Here is a 23202-nt window from a genome sequence, read left to right on the forward strand (position 1 = left end):
CTGAATTTAAAGATAAGAAAGAGGTATAAAATGACGAGATCAACATATGAAAACCCATTAATAACAAGATATGCAAGTAAAGAAATGGGATATATTTTTTCCGATGACAATAGATTTTCAACATGGAGAAAATTATGGTTAGCATTAGCAGAAGCTGAAAAGGAGCTTGGACTAAATATTACTGATGAGCAAATAAGCGAGATGAAGGAAAATATATATAACATTGATTATGAACTCGCAGCAAAAAAAGAAAAAGAATTTCGACATGATGTTATGGCTCATGTACATACATTTGGAACAGTGTGCCCAAAAGCAATGCCTATAATTCATTTAGGAGCAACTAGTATGTATGTAGTTGATAACACCGATGCAATTTTAATGAAAGAAGCGTTGCTACTAATTAAGAAAAAGATTGTTAGTCTTATTAGTGTTTTATCTGAATTTTGCTTGAAATATAAAGATATGCCAGCCTTAGGTTATACCCATTACCAACCTGCACAACTAACTACTGTTGGAAAGAGGGCAAGTCTTTGGTTGCAGGATTTATACATTGACTATGAACAAATAGTACATGTAATAGATATGGTTAAATTAAGAGGAGTTAAAGGTACAACAGGAACACAAGCAAGCTTTATGAGTTTGTTTGATAATGATAGTGAAAAAGTAAAAAGACTAGAAGCAATTGTAGTTGAAAAAATGGGATTTAAAGATTCTTTTAAATTAACAGGTCAAACATATACTAGAAAGGTTGATTTTTCAGTTTTATCAACTTTAAGTGGTATAGCTCAAAGCTTGCATAAGGCAACAAATGATATCAGAATATTACAAAGTCAAAAAGAAATAGAAGAGCCATTTGAAAAAAATCAAATAGGGTCATCTGCAATGGCTTACAAAAGAAATCCAATGAGAAGTGAAAGAATTGCATCATTGGCTAGATTCATAATATCAAATGAAGCAAATATGGCAAATACAGTTACAACTCAGTGGTTAGAGAGAACACTTGATGACTCGGCGATTAAAAGACTTAGTATTCCACAAGGATTTTTAGCAACAGATGCTATATTAGGAATTGCAATAAATGTATTTACAGGTATGGTTGTAAATGATAAAGTAATTGAAAAACATATAAATGAGGAATTACCATTTATGGCAACTGAAAACATAATTATGGAAGCTGTAAAAAGAGGTGGAAATAGACAAGAACTTCATGAAGAAATTAGAGTATTATCAATGGAAGCTGCTGAACAAGTCAAGAAATTTGGTAAACATAACGACTTAATAGAACGAATGTACAATAGTAAAATAATAAATATGACAAAAGAAGAAATAGATGAAACTATAAATCCTAAAAACTACATAGGAAGAGCACCTCAGCAAGTCGAGGAATTTTATAATGAGACCATAAAATTTCTATTAGATAAAAACAAGGAATTGCTTGGAGTTAATGTTGAATTGAATGTTTAAAAATTACATATTATTAATCCCGATCAACAATACCGTATTTTTTTACATTTGTTTTCGATTCTGACAAATTGGTAAGAGTTTAAGATTTCCTAATATAATTGAACTATAATGATATAGTTATAGTAATACTAAAACAGCTTTTGAGCTAATAAATATAAGGAGGATATCATGAAACATATATCATACGCCATATTTATACTATGCGTCACTTTGTTAGTAGGATGCATAGATAATACATTGAAAAAAGAGGAAGAATTAAAGGCTGCAATATTGTCAGAATTTGATGTTAATTCAGAGAAGATTGAGAAAGAAAAAAATGAGATTAAAAATGAATTAGAAACTAAAAATGAATTAATTAAAGATGTCAATAGAGTGATTGACTTTGTAAATGATACTGATACAAATAGGATGACTGATCAAAAGGGAAAGCCATTGAAAATTTTTGAAAATTATGAACTACATTATTTTGATTTTACTGGTGAAGGCCATGATGATGTAGCTATTGTAACCTGGGAAGATGATAATGTTTATCTACCAGTGATTTTTGTAACAACTGATACAACAGAGAATACATATAGCTTGATTAATAGTGATTTTCGTGCCAATGAGGGTGATCAATTTTTCAGTGAAGGTAATTATATTATAAAAGATGATAAAATAAATAAGTCCTACGACATTGCCTATAATATAGAAAACGAATTTATTCAGATGGCTACTAGGTATGTGAGCTATAGTGATGAAGAACAGGTTCTTCAACCTAAGATAAATATTAAATATATTATTGATCATAAACTGGAGAAAGTGGATAGCTTTAATCAGTTTAATGTTTATAGTACATATAAATACTATGACGAATTGGGAGAAGAGTATTTATATGACGATAGGACTAAAGCATATTTCTTTAACGAATCAACCCATGAATATGATATCATTGAGACACATAATATGGATACAATTTCATTAGAAAAACTTGTTGCACAAAATTTTATTATTGGAACAGATAATTCACTTAAGACTTTTGAAATGATATATAATGAAAGTGATTTAATGACAGCAATTAACTACTATTATGAAAAACGACAACAATTTAGTAAACGGATAAGAGTAAAATATATAGAAGACTGCCAGAATTTAATAACTTCTTCTATAGGTGATTTTTGTTTTGATATAAATGCTAGGGATGAAGTTATAACAGATGGTGTTATTTCTACTGTTACTGTTGATGTTTCACCTATACCAGAGAAAGTAAATTCTGTATTTTCAATTGTTAAAGAATTTTATATACAAGATGGCTCAATTATGACTAATCATATTATTGAAGATGGTTGGTATACGATTACATGTATTCAAAAAGATATGACTGAAAAAATTAATCTAATGTATTATGATCATGAAGTTCTTATTAATGATGAACATAGTTATCAAAGAATGGTTGATGGCTACGTTAATACTGAGTTTGTAACTCAGGAACAAATGTTAGAGGATATAAAACATATTACATACCCTACTGTTTTAATAGATAATCTTTCTCAGCTTGATGAATTTACATCTAAGGATATATGGAAGACAAGTGTAGTGATTATTCCAAAAAGTATTAATTTCAAATAGACATATAAAGTGATATTTTACAATTCATACCATTTAGTAAGGTTTCAAGAATAAATATAAAAATATGTTATAATTACTATATTAAATGAAGGAGGAAATAATATGAAGAAAGTATTAGTAATTTTAGTAACATTAATTTTTATAACGTCTACTACTGTAAGTGCAGGTGGGTGGGATTTTAGTAACTCTAGCGATTGGGCAATAGAAGAACTGGAAAACGCAATGATAAATGGTATTGCACCTATGGAATATGATAATTATCAAAGAAATATAACAAGAGCTGAATTTGCAGAACTTGTTATGAATCTGTTTTATCAAACAACGGGAGCTTACTCTGAACCTGCAAGCTATTCAACTTTTACAGATACAGAAGACAATAATATACTGATGGCATTTAAGTTAGGTATTATTAAGGGGAAAGGTAATGGTATGTTTGCCCCAAATGATGCTGTGACGAGACAAGAGATGGCTATTATGATGAAAAGAGCTATTGATAGTATGGGTATTACTTATACGGCTGCCGATGGCGTACTTACTGTATCAGATAAGGCTAATGTAGCTTCATGGGCAGTAGATGGTGTTGATTTTGCTTTTGATAAAGGTTTTATGAAAGGTGATGGAATAAACTTTAATCCTCTTGATACTACTCCAATAGAGCAAGGAGTTATAATAATTAATAGAGTGTATGAAGAATATAGAAATAAAGTGTCCAATGAACCAAATGATTATACTAAAGGCTATACATTAAAGGTGACTACTGAAGGCTTACAAGTTACATATAATAACAATAATAAAAGCGAGATCATTATAAGTAATACTCTAGCAACGCCTTTAAAAGGCGGCGGAGCAATGTATTTTGAACAATTTAAAGATATAAAAACAATTGATCTAAATTTATCTAAGGTATACTTTTTAGATGGTATGAATAGATTGTTTACTTATGATTTTAAAGACGGTACTTGTTATCAATATACTTCCTCATACGGTGGTGCGTTAAATGTACAGCAGTATAAGGTTGTTAGCTCTGGTGATTTTTATGGTTTTGTAGCAGTTGAGACTTTAGGATATGGTAAAACCAAAAGTGATATGTATGCTTTTGACAGAGATGGAAAATACATAGGTAATCTTGAAATGATGACTGATTTGAATTATCAAATTGGTGAAATTTATACACAAATAGATGAAGAAAAAAATAAGTTTACTATCGATGTTACAAATGCAATTAATTTTCCTGGTGAAATTAATGTAGAAGAAGAAGGTATGCATTTCTTTAGTAGTGCTAATCACTATACATATGTCGAAGATGGTACAGGTTATTTAAGGATGTATCCTTATTCATATGATAATAATGATTATAATGGTCCTATAGGAAGAGCTGGAGTAGGAACAGATATGCAAATTGGTTTTAATGGTTATGGTGGTTTCTATGAAGTAGATATGCAGTTTAATACTGAAAAAGGAAACGGTGGTATTGTATTCAATCTAAAAAATGCTTCAAATGGAAATGATAACTACACGGGTTATTATGTTGGATTATCTCCAGAAAATGATATTGTAATGATTGGGAGATCCCAGTGGAAATGGACAAATCTTAAGGAAGCTTCTCTAGGATACGATCTTGGTACAGATGATACTGTAACGCTTAAAGTCGTAAAAAACGGTTCTGATATTACAGTTTACGTTGATGGTCGTCAATATATTAGTATTTCAGATAATACATATATGGATGATGGCGGTTTTGGTGTAAGGACATGGAACAGCGATGTAACGTATAGTAATTTTACAATTAATCCACTTCCATATTAATTATAATTGATCTTAGCATGTCACAATAAGAATTGGAGGCGTTATGAAAAAAACAATTTTAATAATATCTATTGCTTCTCTAATGCTTATTGTGATATTTTTAATATTTTCTAGTATAAAAAAGGAAGAACCTGTGAATCTTCAACTTACACAAGACGAAAAACAATTTATTGATAATAATAAAGATAATATTTTTTTTATGGGTTATTATAATACACCGTCAGAAGAATTCATCATCAGAAAACTATGCTCCAAGTTATCTCAAGATACAGGATTGAACATATTTCCTTTTAAAGAAATATGGGATAATAATTTAAAATTACTTCAGAGTGGTCAGTTAGCTATGGTTGCTAATATGAATGTTACTGATGATAGATTAAAATATGCACAGTTTACAAGTTCTTTTGCATCCCATAATATTGGAATCTATTCTAACTATGATAATAAAATTAATCAATATTCAGATTTGATAGGAAAAAAAATTGGTATAGAAAAAAGTGTATACATAATGGATGACTTTAAAATCAAGTACCCAGAAATACAGTTTGATAAAATTTATTATAATAATCTTGATGAACTGAAGATGGCATTAACTAAGGGAGAAATTGATGGGTTTATGTCATCTAAGAGTTATTGTGAAAATTTAAACTTTTTCTATTTTAATATTAATAGTCTTTCGATGGATAATAATCATATTGGTATTAGCAAAGATTATCCAGTCCTTTATAACATTATGAAAAAAGAAGTCAATTATCTTATTAATATTGGATGGGATAACGAAGTGAAAGATTTATTAGATTTTCATATTGAAACAAAGTTAATAAATCTGACAGATCGAGAAAAAAATTTAATAAAAGACAATGGTACAATAACGGTAGGGTTACCTAAAGACTACAGTTATTATGCTTATGGAGATGATTATCCAAATGGAATCATACCAGCACTTTTTACGAAAATTGAATTCTTAACTGGTTTAGATTTTATTTATTATTATGATAGTTATGAAAATCTTATTGTTCGAGATGATGTCGATATTGTCGTAAGTTCTGACAGCTTACCTTTTTCCTCCACTGTACCTATTTTCTCAAACAATCTTATTGCTGTATCAAACGGGAATTGGAATAGTATAAAAGAGATATATGAACTTGAACCTTATATAATAGGCATGGTAAATGATGCAGTTTTTATTAATGAAATAAAATCAATCATGCCCTATTTGGACATTAGGTTATATGCCAATTACAAAGATTTATATAAGGCATTAGAGAAGAAAAATATTGATTATGCTGTTTTACCAAATGACTTGTTTGGTAAAAAACAATCAAGATCTGGCTTAGTAAATAATGGAGTTATTAATTCGAAATTTCACTATATATACTGCAAGGACAAAGATACGTTGATTGGAATTATTAACAAATGTCTATTAATGATCAATATGGACTCAATTGTTAATGAAGAGGTATCTCAGTTGATTGATGAAGAAGAAAAATTGAGTATGAATACGATTTCGTTAATTGTATTACTTATCTTAATACTATACTTTTTTATAAAATATATCATCAAACTAAAAGATAATGTTAATAGGCTGCTTTATTATGATCAAGAAACAATGTTTCATAACGAGTTATGGTTAAGAACAAAGCTGAAAATTAACTATAATAACTATATATACTTTTTAGTTAATCCTCAAAACTTGACTTTAATATTTGAAAGATACGGTGAAAATGCATATAAAAAAGCACAAAAAAATATGATAACTACAATTAATGAACACATGGGAAACCAAGAATATGTAATTAAACTATTAAACAATAATTACTTATTGATAAAAAAAACTATGGAGGAAACAAGTAGAATTATTTTTCTGAATCAGTTAAAATATCTTTTCCATAAAAGGTTTACAATATTTGATATAAATTATAATTACCAAATGAATGTTGTCAGCTTAAAACCAGAGGATGATTATTATAATTTTGATAAATTAATAAAAGAATTAAAGATTGGTTTACAGTATGCCAAACATACTAGAGATGTTGTAGATTATACGTTTGCACTAAAAATGTGTTATATGGATTTGATGTTTTTTGTAGTTGCCATCTAGATGAACTTGGGGAAGTATCCTTTATCAATTTGAAAAGAAATGTAACACGATTAGGCTTAGAAATAATTTTTGATAAAATAATCTTAAAAAAATTATTTGATATTATGTATGAAGAGCCTGATATGAATGTGAACTATTTTATTGAAATTAGTAAAAAAACCTTATATTCTGAAAACTTCTTTAATTGGCTTGAAGAAAGAATGATTTTACTAAAGAAATCCAAATTATTTCTCAAGGTTGATATAGACACATATGAAAAGCTAATAGAAATTTTGAGGTATTCAAAAAATAGTCAAATAGATTTTTCGCTTATTGATTTTGATAATAATCTTGTTGATGGTTCTGTAATAAAAGATTACGACATTAATCTAGTAGAGATAAATGCCAGTCTATTTGCTGATATAGAGCGAAATAATGAAGTTATTGATTTTATTATTTATTTTTGCCGAAAATATAATAAGACTATAATAGTCAGTGCAATAAGTACATCAAATCAATTTCAATCAATAAAAGATTATAATATAGACTATTACATTAATAATTTTAGGAGTAATGATCATGAAGATATTAATCGTTGAGGATGATAAAAATCTTGCTCAAACAACTAAAACTGCATTAGAAAAAGATTTTATAGTATATACTGCACTAGATGGAAAGACAGCACTTAGATTAGTCAATGAGTATGAGCCTGATGTCATTCTTCTTGATATTATGCTTCCGGATTCAAATGGATATAACCTTATTCCGTTTTTTAAAAAGCAATATGAACCTATTGTAATTATGGTTTCTGCTTTAGAGGAAGAAACTACAAGGCTTACAGCTTATAAAAAGGGTGCTGACGATTATATGATTAAACCAATTACACTTTTTGAGATTAGATATAAACTAAAAGCTTTAAAGAAACGTGTTCTTAAAGATGATAAGGTGATTACTGTTGGTGATATTGTTCTTAATACAGAGACTAATGAACTGTTTTGTCAAAATAATAGTATATTATTTACTTACAGCCAAACAGCACTTTTTAAACTTCTATATAAGAAATATAAAAATAAAGAAGTATTATCAAAAGAGGAAATCCTTGAATATGAGGATGCTAGCAAAACCATGAGTGTTAGGGTACATACAGCTATTTCTAGAATTAGAAAAAATCTTAATAGCATAGGCTGTGAAAGTGTATTTATTGAAAATATATATGGTGAAGGTTATAGGATGGTGGTGTTGAAGTGAAAAAAAAAATTATATGTATGATTATTATACTTGTAATCTTCCATATTGGGATAACTAAGACCTTCGATTATTTTAACTTTCGTTTAGTAGAGCATAAAGACATAGGAAGTTATATTAATGTTGATGAGTTAGAGGATAACAGACTTACTATGTTGCATTTTTATTCTAATGAGATAACTGTACATTCAGATAGCAAAAAATCCATTTCCTTTGTAAAATTTGGCTTAAAAACACCACTGAATATGTACATTAATAAATCCATTGCCGTTCAAAATCATATGGAAAACTATGATAAGTATTCGAATCAAAATTATGTAAAATATACTATTGAGAATAGTGATTATATGGAAAATGAAGCCATTACATACTTAGATATTGTACCGAGTGATAAGAATCAATATACAACTTTTTTCGCAGGTGATGATATTTTAATCAATCAACTGATTATATTAAATAATACAGTTTCTATTACTATTTACTTATTATTATTCGTGAGCATAATATTTGGAATAATTGCTAATTACAAAAACAAGTGGTTTGTTATTTTTATATGCTCATTCTTAATTATGTTAATTGATTTTGAAGCTAGTTTAATCGTATTAATTACACTGATGTACTTCGAAAATGGCAGTATCTTAAAAAGGAAATACCATTGGATCATACTATTTTTTATGATACTCTTTAGCATTTTCATCTTTGGTAGTGTAGTATTTATTGCAATAGTATTGCTTTTGCTATTATATAGACTAAATAAAACTTTTACATATAAAACTGCAGTCACGTTAATAACGATAAGTATATTATTATCTGTGCATATTTATGATTATGAGTTTGATTATTTTACTATGTTTTATAAAGAAATTCAGTTGATTCCTTTTATTCTATTCGTAATTTTAATAAGTTATAAGAAAAAAAATCAGATCGATGATAGAATGGATATTAATTTATTAAGAGGCATAAATCACGATTTCAAAATACCCTTATCAGTTTTGAAGCTAAATAATGAAATGCTTCATAGTGATAGTTTTAAAACTGAAGCAAAAAGAAATAATCTATTAAATTCATCATCCGATGCTATCAAAACCTTGGAGAATATGCTAAGTTCAATTAATGCCTTTTTGTCAAATAACCATTATGTTTCTAAGCAATATAACACAAGCATTCTAACCTGCATAGAAAAGGCACAAGATATATTTAGTCGACAAGAGAAACTAGTCGAGTTTTTAGTACAATGTGATACAGAGGATTCAATATTACATATTGATCCAATATGGCTAGATAGACTTCTGTTTAACCTTCTTGATAACGCTTTTAAGTATACGGATAAGTATGGAACGGTCACCCTAACCTACAAGAAAAATAAACATAATACACTGTTAATTATTCAGGATACTGGAATAGGTATGACGAAAGAAAATATTCAAAAAGTTACGGTACCTTTTTATAGAGCAGATGAATCAAGAAGTGTATCTGGACTCGGGTTGGGATTATCAATTGTAAAAAATATTGTAGATCAACTCAAAGGAGAACTTATTATTAATTCAACGCTTGGTGAAGGTACATCAATTACAGTTAAAATTTAGAAGAATGGAATAAAATTTATTCGCTTATTCGATCACGCAAAATTCATCTTGGATTAAGCGCGAGAACTGTATACAGTACAGGAATAAATTCCTAGTTTTTAGAACAGAGCAATGCAATTTTGCAATACAAATTTGCTGGGAAACTAATTTACATTGTGACGATTCAATCTTTTAAAGGTGCAAAAATTATATTTACGCCATATATTATTTTATGGGAAATAGTGAAGATTTGACATTTTTCGTACACCTTTTCCTCGTGGATTAAAAAAGTTCTGTAAAGCAATCCACTAATCGGCTTGCACTTATGATATAATAAATACAACTAATGAAACAAAGACATAAGTCTTTGTCTTGATGTATTTATTGAATCGTTGTGATGCAAGCCGTTTTCTGGCTTGCTTTATGATATAATAAATAAATTAATTATGAATTGGGGGTGCAGTATGAAGTATTCTAAAAAAATGATTGGAAAAAGGGTTTATTTATCGCCTATGAGTATTGAAGATGCAGAGATTTATGTTAAGTGGTTAAATGATTTTAATGTAACAGATGGTTTAGGAACTTCTAATAATATTATATCAGTAGAAAGTGAAAAAGAGTGGATATCTCAAAATACTAGCAAATATCAACTTGCAATAATCAGATTAGAAGATGATATGTTAATAGGAAACTGTGGGTTACAGGAAATAGATCACATAAGACAATGCGGTGTTGTTGGTTTGTTTTTTGGAGAAGAAGAAAATAGAAGCAAAGGGTATGGTCAAGAGGTTCTTAATTTATTGCTAAATTATGGCTTCGAGTATTTAAATTTAAATAATATTATGTTAAAAGTATTTTCTTTTAATGAAAGAGCAATAAATTGCTATACCAAAGTTGGCTTTAAGGAAATAGGGAGAAGACGTCAATCTTATTACCTTAAAGGTAGATATTGGGATGAAGTTTATATGGATATTTTAAAACAAGAATTCATGACGAAAGGAACTATTCATAATGATATTTAACGAAAAGCAAATTATATTAAAAAATGGTGAAGTGTGTACTTTGAGAAGTCCTGACACAACAGATTCAGAAGAGCTAATTGAATATTTAAGAAAGACATCATATGAAACAAATTTTATGTTGCGATATCCGGAAGAAGTAACGATGACTATTGAAGAGGAAAAGAAATTTATAAATTCAATAAGAGAAAATCCTAATGGCATAATGATTTCAGCATTTTTAGGGGATAGGCTTGTTGGTAATGCAAGTTTAAATAGTGTTGGAAATTTTATTAAAACGTCACATAGGGCAAATTTTGGTATAGCAATTGTCGAAGATGCATGGCACTTAGGAATTGGAAAAGCTTTAATAACAGAAATATTAAAGTTTGCATCCGATTCTAGATTTGAACAGGTGGAATTAGAAGTTGTAAGTATAAATAGTAATGCAATTAATCTTTACGAGCAATTTGGTTTTGAAATTTATGGTAAAAGAGATAATGGATTTAAGTTTAAGGATGGAACGTATGTTGCAGAGTATTTAATGATGAAAAAGCTATTTCGATAGTAATTTGATGAATTGAATTGTGTTAATATTAAAATGTCTAATTTAGGAATTGAAATTATGTATTTAGAAAAGAAATTTCGCCTTGATTGATTAATGATAAATTAAATTTACAAATATAAATATACGAGCTGCTGAAATTGAATTATTTCTTTTGTTAAATTTGAGTTGAATAATATTAAAAAAGTTTTTTCATTAGGATGAAAATTATATATAAAAATTTAAATGTATTAAATTATCTACTATAATAAACGAAAACCAGGGTTATTTTAGAAAAATCAGAATATAGGTTGTAAAAAAATATAATAGTATATAAATTATTTCATAAGCAATAGTGGAGATTTGACAATTTTCGTAAATTTCCACTTGTTTTATACTTGATTTTATGTCGCAAAATAGATATTTTGCGACATAATGCTTTGCAAATTGAGAGGATAGGGCTTGTTTTGGCTCAAATTACAACGTTTATGACTCTTGAACCTTTTTAGCTAAATTAACGTTTGCGTAAGCTATTTACTTGCTTATATGTAAAATTTAAATAAATTATTTAATTTTGAGTTTTGTATTTAGTTATAATTTTACTTTATAATAATAATTCTTAATAATTAAATTAATTCATTTTTTGATTTTTACAATAATTGATATTTTATAAATTTGTGTACATTTCAGCTATTTTTTCAAAACTTACTAAATTTTAGCTTCACTTTGATAATTTTCATCAATATGTATTCACCTCTAAAATTCCGAGGCTTTAAATTGCGTTTTAACGAAAGTTATTTTATTAATCGACTATTTACACCTTGAGGTTTTTGAATATATTTACAATATTCAAATTTCGAACATTTTCAATAATCAATCCTTTAAATCAATAAAATCTTATAGAAAATAATTATATCAATAAATTGTAACTAGCTCTAGCTGATTCAACAAGATAAAAATAAATGAGGCTATAAAATGCATTTTAACAAAAGTTAATTTAATTCTTATATTAAGTATCATTTATAATTGTATTTTATAAAAAAATAGTATATAAAGCTTGTCTTTTGTTCTATTATTATATATAATTTACATATAAAGATTTTGCGACATTTCTTGGTTCAACGGAGGAAAATTATGTATGTAAATTATAGTGCCCTGTGCCCTGCCCCTATGAGCGACTTTTTAGAATATATGTTATCTATCAGAGGTAGATCCACAAAGACAGTAAGTGAATACTTTCTTGATTTGAGAACTTTTTATAGATTCCTTGTAATAAGATATAAATTGAGCTCTAAAATTGATGAATTTGATGATATTGATATTAACCTAGTTACTTTGGATATTTTAAAGAAAGTTAAAATTATGGACCTTCATGCTTTTATAGGTTTCATAGACAGAGAAAGAAATAATTCTAACAGGACAAAGGCGCGTAAAATTGCTTGTTTACGCTCCTTTTACAAATATTTGTATTCTATTGTCAGGTTAGTTCCAGAAAATCCTGCAATTGACTTAGAAACTCCAAAGAAAAACAGCCGGTTACCTGTAGCTTTGACTTTAGATGAATCGAAAAATTTTCTTTCTTCAATTAATGGTTCTAATGAAAAACGTGATTATGCAATAATTACTTTGTTTTTAAATTGTGGCTTACGATTATCAGAGCTAATAAGCATCAACATAGATAAAATTAAAGGTGATACATTGACTGTTGTGGGTAAAGGAAACAAAGAACGAACAATTTATTTAAATGATATTTGTGTAAAAGCTATTGAAGATTATTTGGCTGAAAGACCTGAAGCAAAACCTGGCCATGAAAATGCATTGTTTGTAAGCAACCGCAAAACAAGATTCACTCAAAGAGGCGTGCAACACATGGTAGACAAATATTTAAATGAATCTGGTTTGGCAGGAAATCACTTCTCTCCTCACAAGCTTCGCCACACTGCTGCAACCTTGATGTATCAGTATGGCCATGTAGATATTCGTGCTTTGCAGGAACTACTTGGACATGAAAGTGTATCTACAACACAAATTTACACTCATATAAATAAAGAACAGCTAAGAGATGCCGTTAAATTAAATCCGTTAAATGATATAATAGAGTCTGACATATAAAAAATCAGTAGATTCCATGAATTTATGAAATCTACTGATTTTAAATTATTGTCTTTCTTTTCTCATTTTCTGCAATTTTTTAAGAGCTTTTTTTGATCCTCGAATAATATCTTTTTCTAGCTTCCTTTCTGCAAAGCTTGTGAATAAAGAATCTAAATCATAACCTTCAGGATACAGTTCAGCAGCTTTAAATTCCAACTTGATTTGCCTCACATTTATTTCAATAAATTTATTATCATATAATACAGTAACATTATTGAACTTGTTTTTTGGCTTATAAATTAAACCACTTTCTTTGTATTCTGTTAAATAAACTTTATCTCCAATTTCATAATTATAATTTTCAAATGGAATATTTTCCGAATTTGATTGTTCAGATCTTATTTTATTATTACTTACAAAGTTATAATTATAATCTTTATTTTTAATATAATTTTCTGCTCTTTGTACAACATCTTTATTAATTCCCATTTTTTTTGAAATCCATAATGCATTGCTTTTGCCTGATTGACCAATTGATAATTTATACAATGGCTCTAAAGTTTCACTGTTAAAAAGCATAGCAGCATTCTCAAAATCATTATGGTTTAATGAGAAATTTTTAATTTCGCCATAATGTGTAGTAGCAATAGTTATAGCACCTCGGTGATATACTTCTTCTAAAATAGATATAGCTAATGCAGCACCTTCGTTAGGTTCAGTTCCGCTTCCGATTTCATCAAAAAGTAAAAGGGTAGATTTATTTGTCTCATTAATAATTTCTGCAATGTTTTTTATGTGAGAAGAAAATGTACTTAATGCATTTTCAATGCTTTGATCATCTCCTATATCTGCAAAAATATTTTCAAATACTGAAATAATACTTCCTTTTTCACAAGGTATATGAAAACCTGATTGAACTGCTAATGTCAATAGTCCTACAGCTTTTAATACAACTGTTTTACCTCCAGCATTAGGACCTGTAATAATAAGTGTTCTGTAATCCTTACCTACTGAAAAGTTTAAAGGTACAACTTTTCCTTTTAACAAAGGATGACGTCCATTTATTATTTTTATATAACCATAATCATTTATATCTGGAGAAATACCTCCTATTGATATACTGTATTTCGCTTTAGCAAAAATCATATCATATAAACCGATTACTTCTACATTTGTTTTTATTTCATTAATATATTCACGTACTAAACCTGTTAAATAAGATAAAATCTGATATTCTTCATTTGATTCATCTTCCTTAAGCTTCATAAGTTCCGATGTAAATTTACTTACTATAGCTGGTTCAATAAAAACCGTTGAACCAGTAGATGAAGAATCAATTAAAGTACCATCAACTTGATTTTTGTAGGATGATTTAATTGGTATTGTAAATCTACCATTTCTCTTTGTTATAAAAAAATCTTGAATTAAAATTTTATTAACTGATGATTTCAAAAATCCTTCTAATTTATCTTCTATTTTAATTTCTGTATTTTCAATTAGCCTTCTAATCCTTTTTAATTCTTTAGTTGCACTTGAATCAATAATATTATTATTAATTGATTTATTAATTTCTTCTTCAATATTTTCAAGTTCTTTTATAGAATAACTGTAACTCATTAGTGTTGGAGCATAAAATTCTTTATCCTTCATATAAACCTTGATTTTTCTGCATCCTCTTAAAAAGTCAGAAACATTTCTTAATGCTTCTGGGCTTAGAATTACATCTTTTTCTACATTTATTATAATGTTGTCGATATTAACTATACCTTGCAATGGAACAGTGCTACTTTCTAGCAATGTTTTACCTTCTGATGTTTCAATAAGCCTATTTTTTACAGTTTTAACATTTGAAGAAGGCATGAGCTTATCAACCATTGTTTTGCCAAGACTGCTTACACAAAAATCCTTTATAATATTTTTTAATTCTTCATATTGTAATTTTGTCAATGTTGTATTCTTCATTTTAGTTCCTTTCTTATTTAAAAATAAGCTATGAAAGTACAAAGTAGGTAGATTCATATAATATAAGCACAAAAAAAGCTGCGGATATTATCTCCACAGCTATATATTCTCTAATTTTTCTTAATTAAGAACATAAACATTATAAAATAATTATAATGTACAATAGTTTTGTGTGATTGTATCTTCCATAGACAATGATAATAAGCATAATCAAATAAGCGTGACATATTGTCAGCACTTGACTGCTTATTACATATTAATTTAATCTATTGGTTAGATACACTCTCTGACATACAAAATCTCCTAATTAATAATTAAAATCTACCTTATTTCATTATATTCATTACAATTGTCATTGTCAACAAAAATATTTAGCTGTTTAAATGTTTTATTATTCTAGATTCATAGGTATTTTAATTACATCACCAGGATATATGGAAGCATTATATATATTGTTTTCATTAGAAATTACATAAACAAGTTCCCTTATTTCCATATCGCTTTTATCTAAATAGTTTGATGCAATAGACCATATCGTGTCGCCTTCTTCTACTGTTATATAATTATATTGTGGTATATCTTTAGAATAAACCTTTATTGTAAACAATAATGTAAATAATACTATACTTATCAATAATACAGAAATAAAAATAAATCTTTTAAATTTATTCATATCTACTACTTTGTATCTATTTAATATTATCATTTCACACACCTCGAACATATATTTGCTTTCATTCTAACAGAACAATAGTTCGATGTCAATACATATTTCGATTTTCTCAAACAAATGTTTGATTTTTTCAAAAAAACATGTTAAAATATAAAAAACATGAGAGGTGAAATGATGAATTACAAAGATTTAAGCGATAAACAAGTTAAAATACTTGAATATATAAAAAATGAATTATCTTTGAGAGGTTATCCTCCTTCTATACGTGAAATTTGCCAAGCTGTAGGACTTAGCTCTACTTCCTCTGTGCATGCTCATTTGAATACTTTAGAGGAAAAAGGTTATATAAAAAAAGGAACAAATAAAAGAAGAGCTATAGAAATAATAGATGCAGATGATATTTGCTCAAATATGCCTAGAAAAGAAATCGTAAATGTTCCCATAATTGGAACGGTAGCAGCTGGTGCTCCAATTTTAGCAGTTGAAAATATAGATGACACCCTCCCTATATCAATTGATTTTGTTGGAAATAAGGAATCATATGTTTTAAAGGTTAAAGGTGAAAGTATGATTGATGCTGGAATATTAAGCGGTGATTTCGTAATAGTAAATTCACAAAATAGTGCTGAAAATGGAGATATAGTAGTTGCTTTAATAGAAGATGAAGCAACTGTTAAGACTTTTTATAAGGAAAAAGATCATATTAGATTACAGCCTCAAAATAAGTCCATGGATCCTATCTTAGTAAAAGAAGCATATATATTAGGAGTTGTAAAAGCAGTAGTAAGAAAATACTAAGAATACAAAAATATAGCAATATTATATAATACTATTAAAAAGTTGCTGTAACTTCTAACTTTAAAATTAGAATGTTACAGCTACTTTTTTTATTTAAATTGTTTTAGATATTTATAAATCATAACTGCAGATTCTGTCCTTGTAGCATTGTTTTTTGGTTTAAATGTATTGTCTTCATAGCCAGAAATTATGCCAAGTTCTATTAATTTCATAATTTCTTCCATAGACCAACTGCTTATATCACCTTGATCGTTAAATACCCTGCCGCTCTTTTGATTTGAATTTAATGACCTTCCAATCATTGCAGCCATTTCTTCTCTGGTAATGTTATCCGAAGAAGCAAAATAGTTTTTGTTGTCAATATTTTTACCATTGACTATTCCTTTCATAACGGCAGCTTTAATATATGGAACTGCCCACTCTGGTATTTTGTCGTTGTCTGCAAATTTTAGTTCAATACCGTCAGAATCACTTAAGCTTATATCATAAGTTGAAACTAATAGTTTAATAAATTCAGCTCTTGTAATTTTTGCATTTGGCTTAAAGGTGATTTGACCATTTGCATTGTATCCATTAATTATATTTAGATAATTAAGCCCATAAATATAATCATATTCCCAGTAATCAGATGCAATATCTGCAAATATATTTTGATTGGAATAATACAATGCAATATATGTTCCTGGTTTTGTTATATTTGCTGTTACCGCTGATTTATCAGAAGACATTTTACCTCCCTTGTAAATTAAAGCTCCTATTTCTTCATCATAATAATAAATATAAGCTTGGCCACTATTATTTACATTATTAATAGGAAGTGTAAGTTGTGCTGCTTTTGTAAAATCAGTGAGCAAACTAATATAATATGGTTGACTTGCTGTAGAAACCCCAATTGGCAAGTTCATTTGTTCAATGAAACTTTGAATATCATTGTAACCATATATATCAATATTATCTTGATAATATGGCAAAGCTCCATTTGGAATATTAAGAATTACTCCGTCACTTGTTTTAATAATTCCACCCATTGTTGACATGCTTCCGCCTGATAACCAAGTCATTATTTCTTTTGAATAAACGGGTGGATAATATTTTAAACTGTTAGGTTTGTCATCACCTGATATTTCTATTACCATGCTGTCACTTAATGAAACGCTGTCCATTACATAAAAGTCAGCTTTTACAATTATAGTCCCAGTATATATGCTTGTCAAAACGCCTTTGCTGTCTACTGATGCTATGTCACTACCTTTTGTTATGTTGTATTTTACTAAGGTGTTCGGTAGTTGTTCACCAAGTATATCATTTTCTGAAACGTAAGTTGAAAGATTTTGTTTCATTCCTGTAGTTGTTATTTTATATTCAGGAACAAGAGTAATATCATTAATTTTTGCTAAATCATTTAATACACTTACTTCTTTTATTGTTAAATTTCCTGCAATATCTCTAACTTCAATTGTTAAAACAGCTAAGAAAGATGTTCCAAAATCAATTTCAGCAGTGAAATTACCATCTAAATCAGAATTATAATTTACATTGTTTATTGAAACTAAAGCAAATGGTTCGGTTACACCTGACACTGTTAATTTACCGTTCTCTGAAACTGCGCCTTCTTTAGGATTTGTAATAATTAATGATGGAGATTTGTTATCAAGTTCAACGATGTAATCTTCTACTATAGTATCTCCCCTTTGGTTTTCATAGGTAATGATGAAATAATTTATTCCATCTTTCAATGTTATGTTTTCATTGAAGCTTGTTACAAATCCTGTATCTGAGCTTGTTAATTCTCCCCCGTTTTGTGTAATTTTATATTTAACTGGATTTTCAGAGTCGAAACTTATTGTTGCTTTTTCAGATTTAGTTATGTACCTGTAATATAGTTGTTCGATTCCATCATTGTCTTTTTCTACATATGGCTGTCTAAAAATTTTATCATTTTGAGATTTAATTTCAGTATATACAATAATTTCCTCTGGAACTCCTAAGTTTACTGAACCAGAAGATGGCTGACCTATAGTTTCATTTGAATATGAATTTACATAATTTAATGATGATAAAAGAACAGGTATTTTAGTTCCTACTGCTCTTACATCAAAATAGTAGGTTTTAGATTTATTATTTTCAGTATCAAGTTCATCTCCTTCTATTATTATTTCAAATCTATTTAAATTTTGTTTTAATTTGTCAACTTTGTATACAGCATACGGTGATCCTATATCATATTTTTCATCAGCACTGCTTTTTTTATAAATGAAATATTGGCTCATATTGTAATCTGCATCCCACGATATGCTGATTAAATTGTTTCCCAAATCCTTTATTTCAAGTCTAGTAGGTGAATCTGGAGTTGCAGGATTGTTTATTTCTATTTTGCTTGTACGGTATGCTGAAACGGTATTTTCTTTATCTGCTTTAGCATAAACATAATAGTTTCCGGTTGGAAGATTAAGTTTTTCAGAAGTAAATGTTCCTTCTTCCCCATCTTTAGTTGGTGCTATATAAGTTATGCTATCTTCTATCTGCATAATTCCACCTGTCTCAGGATTTGTGTAATCTTTTGTTGAAGTATTTTGACCATAAAGCAAATTTCCTGTTCCCCATAATTTTGCTGGATTGTTTAATGCTTCATCGGTAACATTGTCTTCATTTATAATATACAATCTGAATTTATCAGGTTCTCCATTTAAAACCCAATTAGCAGTTATTGTACCATCTTCATTGTATGATGATGATAAACTATTTATTTCTGGATTTTTCATTGAGGAGTAAGGTAATACTTCCATGGAACCATCAGTTATAATAGTCCATTGCCCATTTTCAGGTGATGGCATAGGTATTGAAACCATGTATTCATTTGGAAGATTTACACTTGACTTATCAATAATTTGTTTAACAGCAATAATTTCATTTGCTTGAACTGTTTGTTCTTTGATTGTACCATCAGAATTCAGTAGTTCTTTATTGTCAATATATTTAACGTTTAGTATCCCTCCTGATTCTGGCTTTATAATTTTAATGCTGTCTTCACTAAGATTATTAAATTGAACTTCATCCATTCTCATTACAAGCATAGTATTGCTGTTATTTGTTAGATTTAACTCAGTAATGTACTTTGAGTTTTCATCAGCATATTGTGTTGATTGTATAGGTATAAAATTGTACCCATATTCTGCAATAAAACCATCACAATATTCTAAAGCCATTCCATTGCTTGATTTTTCAAGTTCCTCTTTAAGCTCAAGAAACTCAACTTTGTCAGTATAGAAATAATATCTTATTCCAACATCTATATCCAATACTTCAACAGAACCTGCTATGCTGTATTCGGAAATTTCAACTCCTACACCAGCAACGACTAAACCTCCAATTACAGGTACAATATCTGGAACTATTACATTTAAATTGCCTTTCCCAAGAAAACCTTCACCTTCAAAATAAGAAACATAAATTTTTCCTTGGAACACATAGTATAAAATAGTACCATCAATTTTGATTCCTCTTTTTTCTATATTGGGGTCCATTGTCCACCAAACGTATCTTTGATTAACTTCGGCTAAATCCATCATATAAACAGATGCTGATGCATTGCTTTGATAATGAAAAGCAGATACTTCAGCTTCTCCTTCTACTGACAGCAAGTTATAACTTTGAAAATCAAGTCCGGTAGTATCTGAAAGAGATAATCCTAATACAATAGTAGCTGGAAATGCTCCTTTAAATGATAAATTATTTAATCCGCCAGAAACCCCAGCTAAACCAAATGGAATAGGTGGTGCAAGTGGAATAGCTTCAGGGAAAGATTCGCTTATATATAATTCATCTATTCTGCCGCGTCTAAATCCTACACGAGCTACCGAACCAGCTGATACTGGCAGCATATTACCTATACTAACACCAATTTCAACGACAATATGTTCCTCTTTTGTCTTAATTTCTAGCACAGCATCTGTACCTGAAATTAAAGATAAAGCAAAGGGCATTACAAATGCAAATCTGCCGTCAATGTTCATACCATCTTGATCCAATGATACATTTCCCATTTCAGCTTGGAAATAGCCAAATCCTCCTAGTTCACCTATTAGTTTATCTACATCTTCATTTGGAGGCACAGAATTTGTCATGTATGTAAGAGGGTTTAGTATACCCATGGAACCATTGATATCGATACCGGTTTGAGTAATTATTACTTTGTGAATTGTTATTGGCATATTTTTGTATGATACATCAGTTGTTGAGTTTGTGCCAGAACTTTCTAAATCATATACCATTCTTACTTTAGTATCCTCATCTCCCATTGTTCCAGAAGCTTCAAACTTAAATCCTGACTTTGCAATTATAGTTTGCGTAACTGATCTTTTGTTTTGATCAATTATTTCACACCAAAGCATCCCGTTATTAGAAATTAACGAAGCTTCTAAAGGATTTGTATTTATGGATAATGTACCGCCAGAATAACAAAGTGTTCTGTTTATTATTACTGGGTCTTTGCTAGTTGCACCTAAAGAGGTATATGTTCCATTTTTATTATCAATAAATAAACCATGGATTGTTATTGTTTCTTCAGGAGTATTATTTCCATCTTCTTTCATAATAATTGGGAATTCAACTGTCTTTACAAGATTATGAGAATATTCTATGTTATCAGATATATTTACAGCATTTTTAAAAGTTTTCGTATCATTTTTATTACCTGTTGCTTCTGCCACTGAAACCATTAAATCATAGTTTCCAAGTGGAATGCCATCAGGAAGTGTAACACTGAATACAGTATCTGAACTTTTTATGAAAGAGCTTGAATCAATTGTATATGTTTGACTTCCTTTAATGAGTTTTGCTTCCATTACTTGACCGATAGCGTTACCAAAAACATTAAAGCCGCTGCCGTTAATTGATACAGTTCTCAACTGATCATGAATATATAAAGGTGTTTTTGGTGCATAATCAAGAAAAGTCATCTCAGGCAATGTGCCAGTTGAACCTTCCATAATAAGTATTTTAGTAATTCTTTGTGTAACTTTTCCTTCAGCTCTAAATAATATTGAATAAGCTGATACGGTATAATTTTCTTGGACTTTAGGCTTTATTTTCCAAATACTTCGATAATATTTACCTTTTGCTAAAATGCTAATAACTGTCTTTTTATCTCCTTCAACAAGTTCTAAATCATCAGGTAGTTCTAGTTCTACTTGAGCATTTACTAAGTTTGTTGAAGTATCAAAATTATTGTCAATATTAAATTCTGCATTTACAAAATCTGTTGTGTAACCTGATTTATCTTGTTTCATGTTTAATTTATCAGTTCCTTGAAGGCTGATTCTATAACTTGGCATGTCATCGCTAGCTGAAGCATCACCAATGCCATAGGCTGTATCTATAGTTTTAGTTTCTCCACTTATAAGTTCAGTAGGTTCCCAGTACATAACTGCACAACTGTCTTTTGCGGCATAGTCAACTGTTGAATTATCAGGATATGTTCCATTAGGACCGTCGTATAATACCCCATTTACAGTAACTTGTATTATTGCTTTGTCAGGGTTTATACTATAGTTGTATTTTGTTTGAGAAACATCACCCCATGCTGCAAATTGAAGCTTATCAGGTTTTGAAAGACCTTCTCCAGACACCATACCCATAGCAATTATTTGAGGTGTAACATATTTATCATATGCATACCATACAGTTGGTATTTCATCACCTGTAAACTCTGATTCTTTGTAAATAAATCCATGCCCAGGTATAGTAAGAGCAGGAGAATCTACTAATCCAATTTTTGTATCAAGAAGCATTCTTATGCCAACATTTTTTGGAACAGATCCTTTGTTGATAATTTCATAAGATACATATACATTTCCAATGCTTGGAAGCTTGGGGTTGTTCATTAAAGTTAGATTTTGTTTAACTACGATATCGTTAATTGCCCATTCACTTACTATGCTATTAGTTTCATAGTCTATATATGGAGCAGTCGTATAATGGCCTTCCAATCCAAGAAATCCGTAAGAATTACCGAATATATAATTTTCTCCATCTATTCTAACTGATGTGTAAGAAGTTTCAGGTCCTAGAAACCTATTGCCATACAATAAATCTTTATTGTCATCGGAATTTTTATTTGGTACACCGCTTAAAGTTTCAGCAATAAAGCGACCTGTTTGTTTATCCGCAGTTACTCTTATAACATTATTATTAATTTGAACAACAGGCTCTGCCCAGTTTTCATTTAGAGTTTGGGCATAAGTAATTGACGGTGCTCCTAAAGAGATAACCATAGAGATGCACAACATAAAAGAAATTATTTTTTTAAATAACTTGTTCATATTTCCACTCTCCTTTCTTGTATAGTAAACAGTTGCGGCACAACA

The 23202-nt window shown here is 29.0% G+C and carries 14 protein-coding genes; 11 read left to right on the plus strand and 3 right to left on the minus strand.

Translation table 11 applies throughout. The features are described 5' to 3' along the window. Positions 1 to 30: 30 nt before the first annotated feature. The 10 genes from purB to J2Z76_RS05770 all read left to right on the plus strand — a co-directional run bounded on the left by purB (position 31) and on the right by J2Z76_RS05770 (position 13422). Positions 31 to 1464 carry an adenylosuccinate lyase gene (gene purB, locus J2Z76_RS05725; protein ID WP_209511062.1) on the plus strand — a complete coding sequence of 478 codons (1434 nt, stop codon included), beginning with the start codon at positions 31 to 33 and terminating at the stop codon, positions 1462 to 1464. Between the two features lie 168 nt (positions 1465 to 1632). Next, entirely contained in the window at positions 1633 to 3072 is a 1440-nt protein-coding gene (locus J2Z76_RS05730) for a hypothetical protein (RefSeq protein WP_209511063.1), read from the plus strand. A 102-nt stretch (positions 3073 to 3174) separates the two neighbouring features. Then, positions 3175 to 4878: an S-layer homology domain-containing protein gene (locus tag J2Z76_RS05735; RefSeq protein ID WP_209511064.1), complete on the plus strand. Its 1704-nt coding sequence runs from the start codon at positions 3175 to 3177 to the stop codon at positions 4876 to 4878. A gap of 43 nt (positions 4879 to 4921) precedes the next feature. Then, on the plus strand, positions 4922 to 6979 hold the full coding sequence (locus J2Z76_RS05740) for a type 2 periplasmic-binding domain-containing protein (protein WP_209511065.1): 2058 nt from the start codon (positions 4922 to 4924) through the stop codon (positions 6977 to 6979). Further along, positions 6940 to 7557 (plus strand): EAL domain-containing protein, encoded by a 618-nt coding sequence (locus J2Z76_RS05745; protein WP_209511066.1) that lies wholly within the window; start codon positions 6940 to 6942, stop codon positions 7555 to 7557. Before J2Z76_RS05740 ends, J2Z76_RS05745 begins: the two co-directional genes overlap by 40 nt. Beyond that, positions 7538 to 8206 (plus strand): response regulator transcription factor, encoded by a 669-nt coding sequence (locus J2Z76_RS05750; protein ID WP_209511067.1) that lies wholly within the window; start codon positions 7538 to 7540, stop codon positions 8204 to 8206. Before J2Z76_RS05745 ends, J2Z76_RS05750 begins: the two co-directional genes overlap by 20 nt. Continuing rightward, entirely contained in the window at positions 8203 to 9789 is a 1587-nt protein-coding gene (locus tag J2Z76_RS16960) for a sensor histidine kinase (protein ID WP_209511068.1), read from the plus strand. Before J2Z76_RS05750 ends, J2Z76_RS16960 begins: the two co-directional genes overlap by 4 nt. 443 nt (positions 9790 to 10232) lie before the next feature. Then, complete coding sequence (locus J2Z76_RS05760) at positions 10233 to 10790, plus strand: GNAT family N-acetyltransferase (RefSeq protein ID WP_209511069.1); 558 nt, start codon at positions 10233 to 10235, stop codon at positions 10788 to 10790. Continuing rightward, positions 10780 to 11334 carry a GNAT family N-acetyltransferase gene (locus J2Z76_RS05765; protein ID WP_209511070.1) on the plus strand — a complete coding sequence of 185 codons (555 nt, stop codon included), beginning with the start codon at positions 10780 to 10782 and terminating at the stop codon, positions 11332 to 11334. Before J2Z76_RS05760 ends, J2Z76_RS05765 begins: the two co-directional genes overlap by 11 nt. A gap of 1110 nt (positions 11335 to 12444) precedes the next feature. Beyond that, entirely contained in the window at positions 12445 to 13422 is a 978-nt protein-coding gene (locus tag J2Z76_RS05770; RefSeq protein WP_209511071.1) for a tyrosine recombinase XerC, read from the plus strand. 45 nt (positions 13423 to 13467) lie between these two features. Here J2Z76_RS05770 and J2Z76_RS05775 read toward each other — a convergent pair whose 3' ends face one another. Further along, entirely contained in the window at positions 13468 to 15366 is a 1899-nt protein-coding gene (locus J2Z76_RS05775) for an endonuclease MutS2 (RefSeq protein WP_209511072.1), read from the minus strand. A gap of 391 nt (positions 15367 to 15757) precedes the next feature. Next, the gene (yneA, locus tag J2Z76_RS05780; protein WP_209511073.1) at positions 15758 to 16072 is read right to left on the minus strand and encodes a cell division suppressor protein YneA; all 315 of its coding nucleotides are present in this window, start codon (positions 16070 to 16072) and stop codon (positions 15758 to 15760) included. A gap of 141 nt (positions 16073 to 16213) precedes the next feature. Here yneA and lexA point away from each other — a divergent pair, with 141 nt between their 5' ends. Continuing rightward, positions 16214 to 16837, plus strand: coding sequence for a transcriptional repressor LexA (gene lexA, locus J2Z76_RS05785; RefSeq protein WP_209511074.1), 624 nt, complete (start codon positions 16214 to 16216; stop codon positions 16835 to 16837). 89 nt (positions 16838 to 16926) lie between these two features. Here lexA and J2Z76_RS05790 read toward each other — a convergent pair whose 3' ends face one another. Further along, positions 16927 to 23157: an S-layer homology domain-containing protein gene (locus tag J2Z76_RS05790; RefSeq protein ID WP_209511075.1), complete on the minus strand. Its 6231-nt coding sequence runs from the start codon at positions 23155 to 23157 to the stop codon at positions 16927 to 16929. Positions 23158 to 23202: the final 45 nt, after the last annotated feature.

Source organism: Sedimentibacter acidaminivorans, from assembly GCF_017873955.1.
Taxonomy (GTDB): domain Bacteria; phylum Bacillota; class Clostridia; order Tissierellales; family Sedimentibacteraceae; genus Sedimentibacter; species Sedimentibacter acidaminivorans.

What these genes read in the sequence shown, in the direction of transcription:
- J2Z76_RS05730 (WP_209511063.1), top strand. Translation starts at nt 1,633, where the DNA reads ATGAAACATATATCATACGCCATATTTATACTATGCGTCACTTTGTTA.
- J2Z76_RS05760 (WP_209511069.1), top strand. Translation starts at nt 10,233, where the DNA reads ATGAAGTATTCTAAAAAAATGATTGGAAAAAGGGTTTATTTATCGCCT.
- J2Z76_RS05750 (WP_209511067.1), top strand. Translation starts at nt 7,538, where the DNA reads ATGAAGATATTAATCGTTGAGGATGATAAAAATCTTGCTCAAACAACT.
- lexA (WP_209511074.1), top strand. Translation starts at nt 16,214, where the DNA reads ATGAATTACAAAGATTTAAGCGATAAACAAGTTAAAATACTTGAATAT.
- J2Z76_RS05740 (WP_209511065.1), top strand. Translation starts at nt 4,922, where the DNA reads ATGAAAAAAACAATTTTAATAATATCTATTGCTTCTCTAATGCTTATT.
- J2Z76_RS05770 (WP_209511071.1), top strand. Translation starts at nt 12,445, where the DNA reads ATGTATGTAAATTATAGTGCCCTGTGCCCTGCCCCTATGAGCGACTTT.
- J2Z76_RS05775 (WP_209511072.1), bottom strand. Translation starts at nt 15,366, where the DNA reads ATGAAGAATACAACATTGACAAAATTACAATATGAAGAATTAAAAAAT.
- J2Z76_RS05735 (WP_209511064.1), top strand. Translation starts at nt 3,175, where the DNA reads ATGAAGAAAGTATTAGTAATTTTAGTAACATTAATTTTTATAACGTCT.
- J2Z76_RS05765 (WP_209511070.1), top strand. Translation starts at nt 10,780, where the DNA reads ATGATATTTAACGAAAAGCAAATTATATTAAAAAATGGTGAAGTGTGT.
- yneA (WP_209511073.1), bottom strand. Translation starts at nt 16,072, where the DNA reads ATGATAATATTAAATAGATACAAAGTAGTAGATATGAATAAATTTAAA.
- J2Z76_RS05790 (WP_209511075.1), bottom strand. Translation starts at nt 23,157, where the DNA reads ATGAACAAGTTATTTAAAAAAATAATTTCTTTTATGTTGTGCATCTCT.
- purB (WP_209511062.1), top strand. Translation starts at nt 31, where the DNA reads ATGACGAGATCAACATATGAAAACCCATTAATAACAAGATATGCAAGT.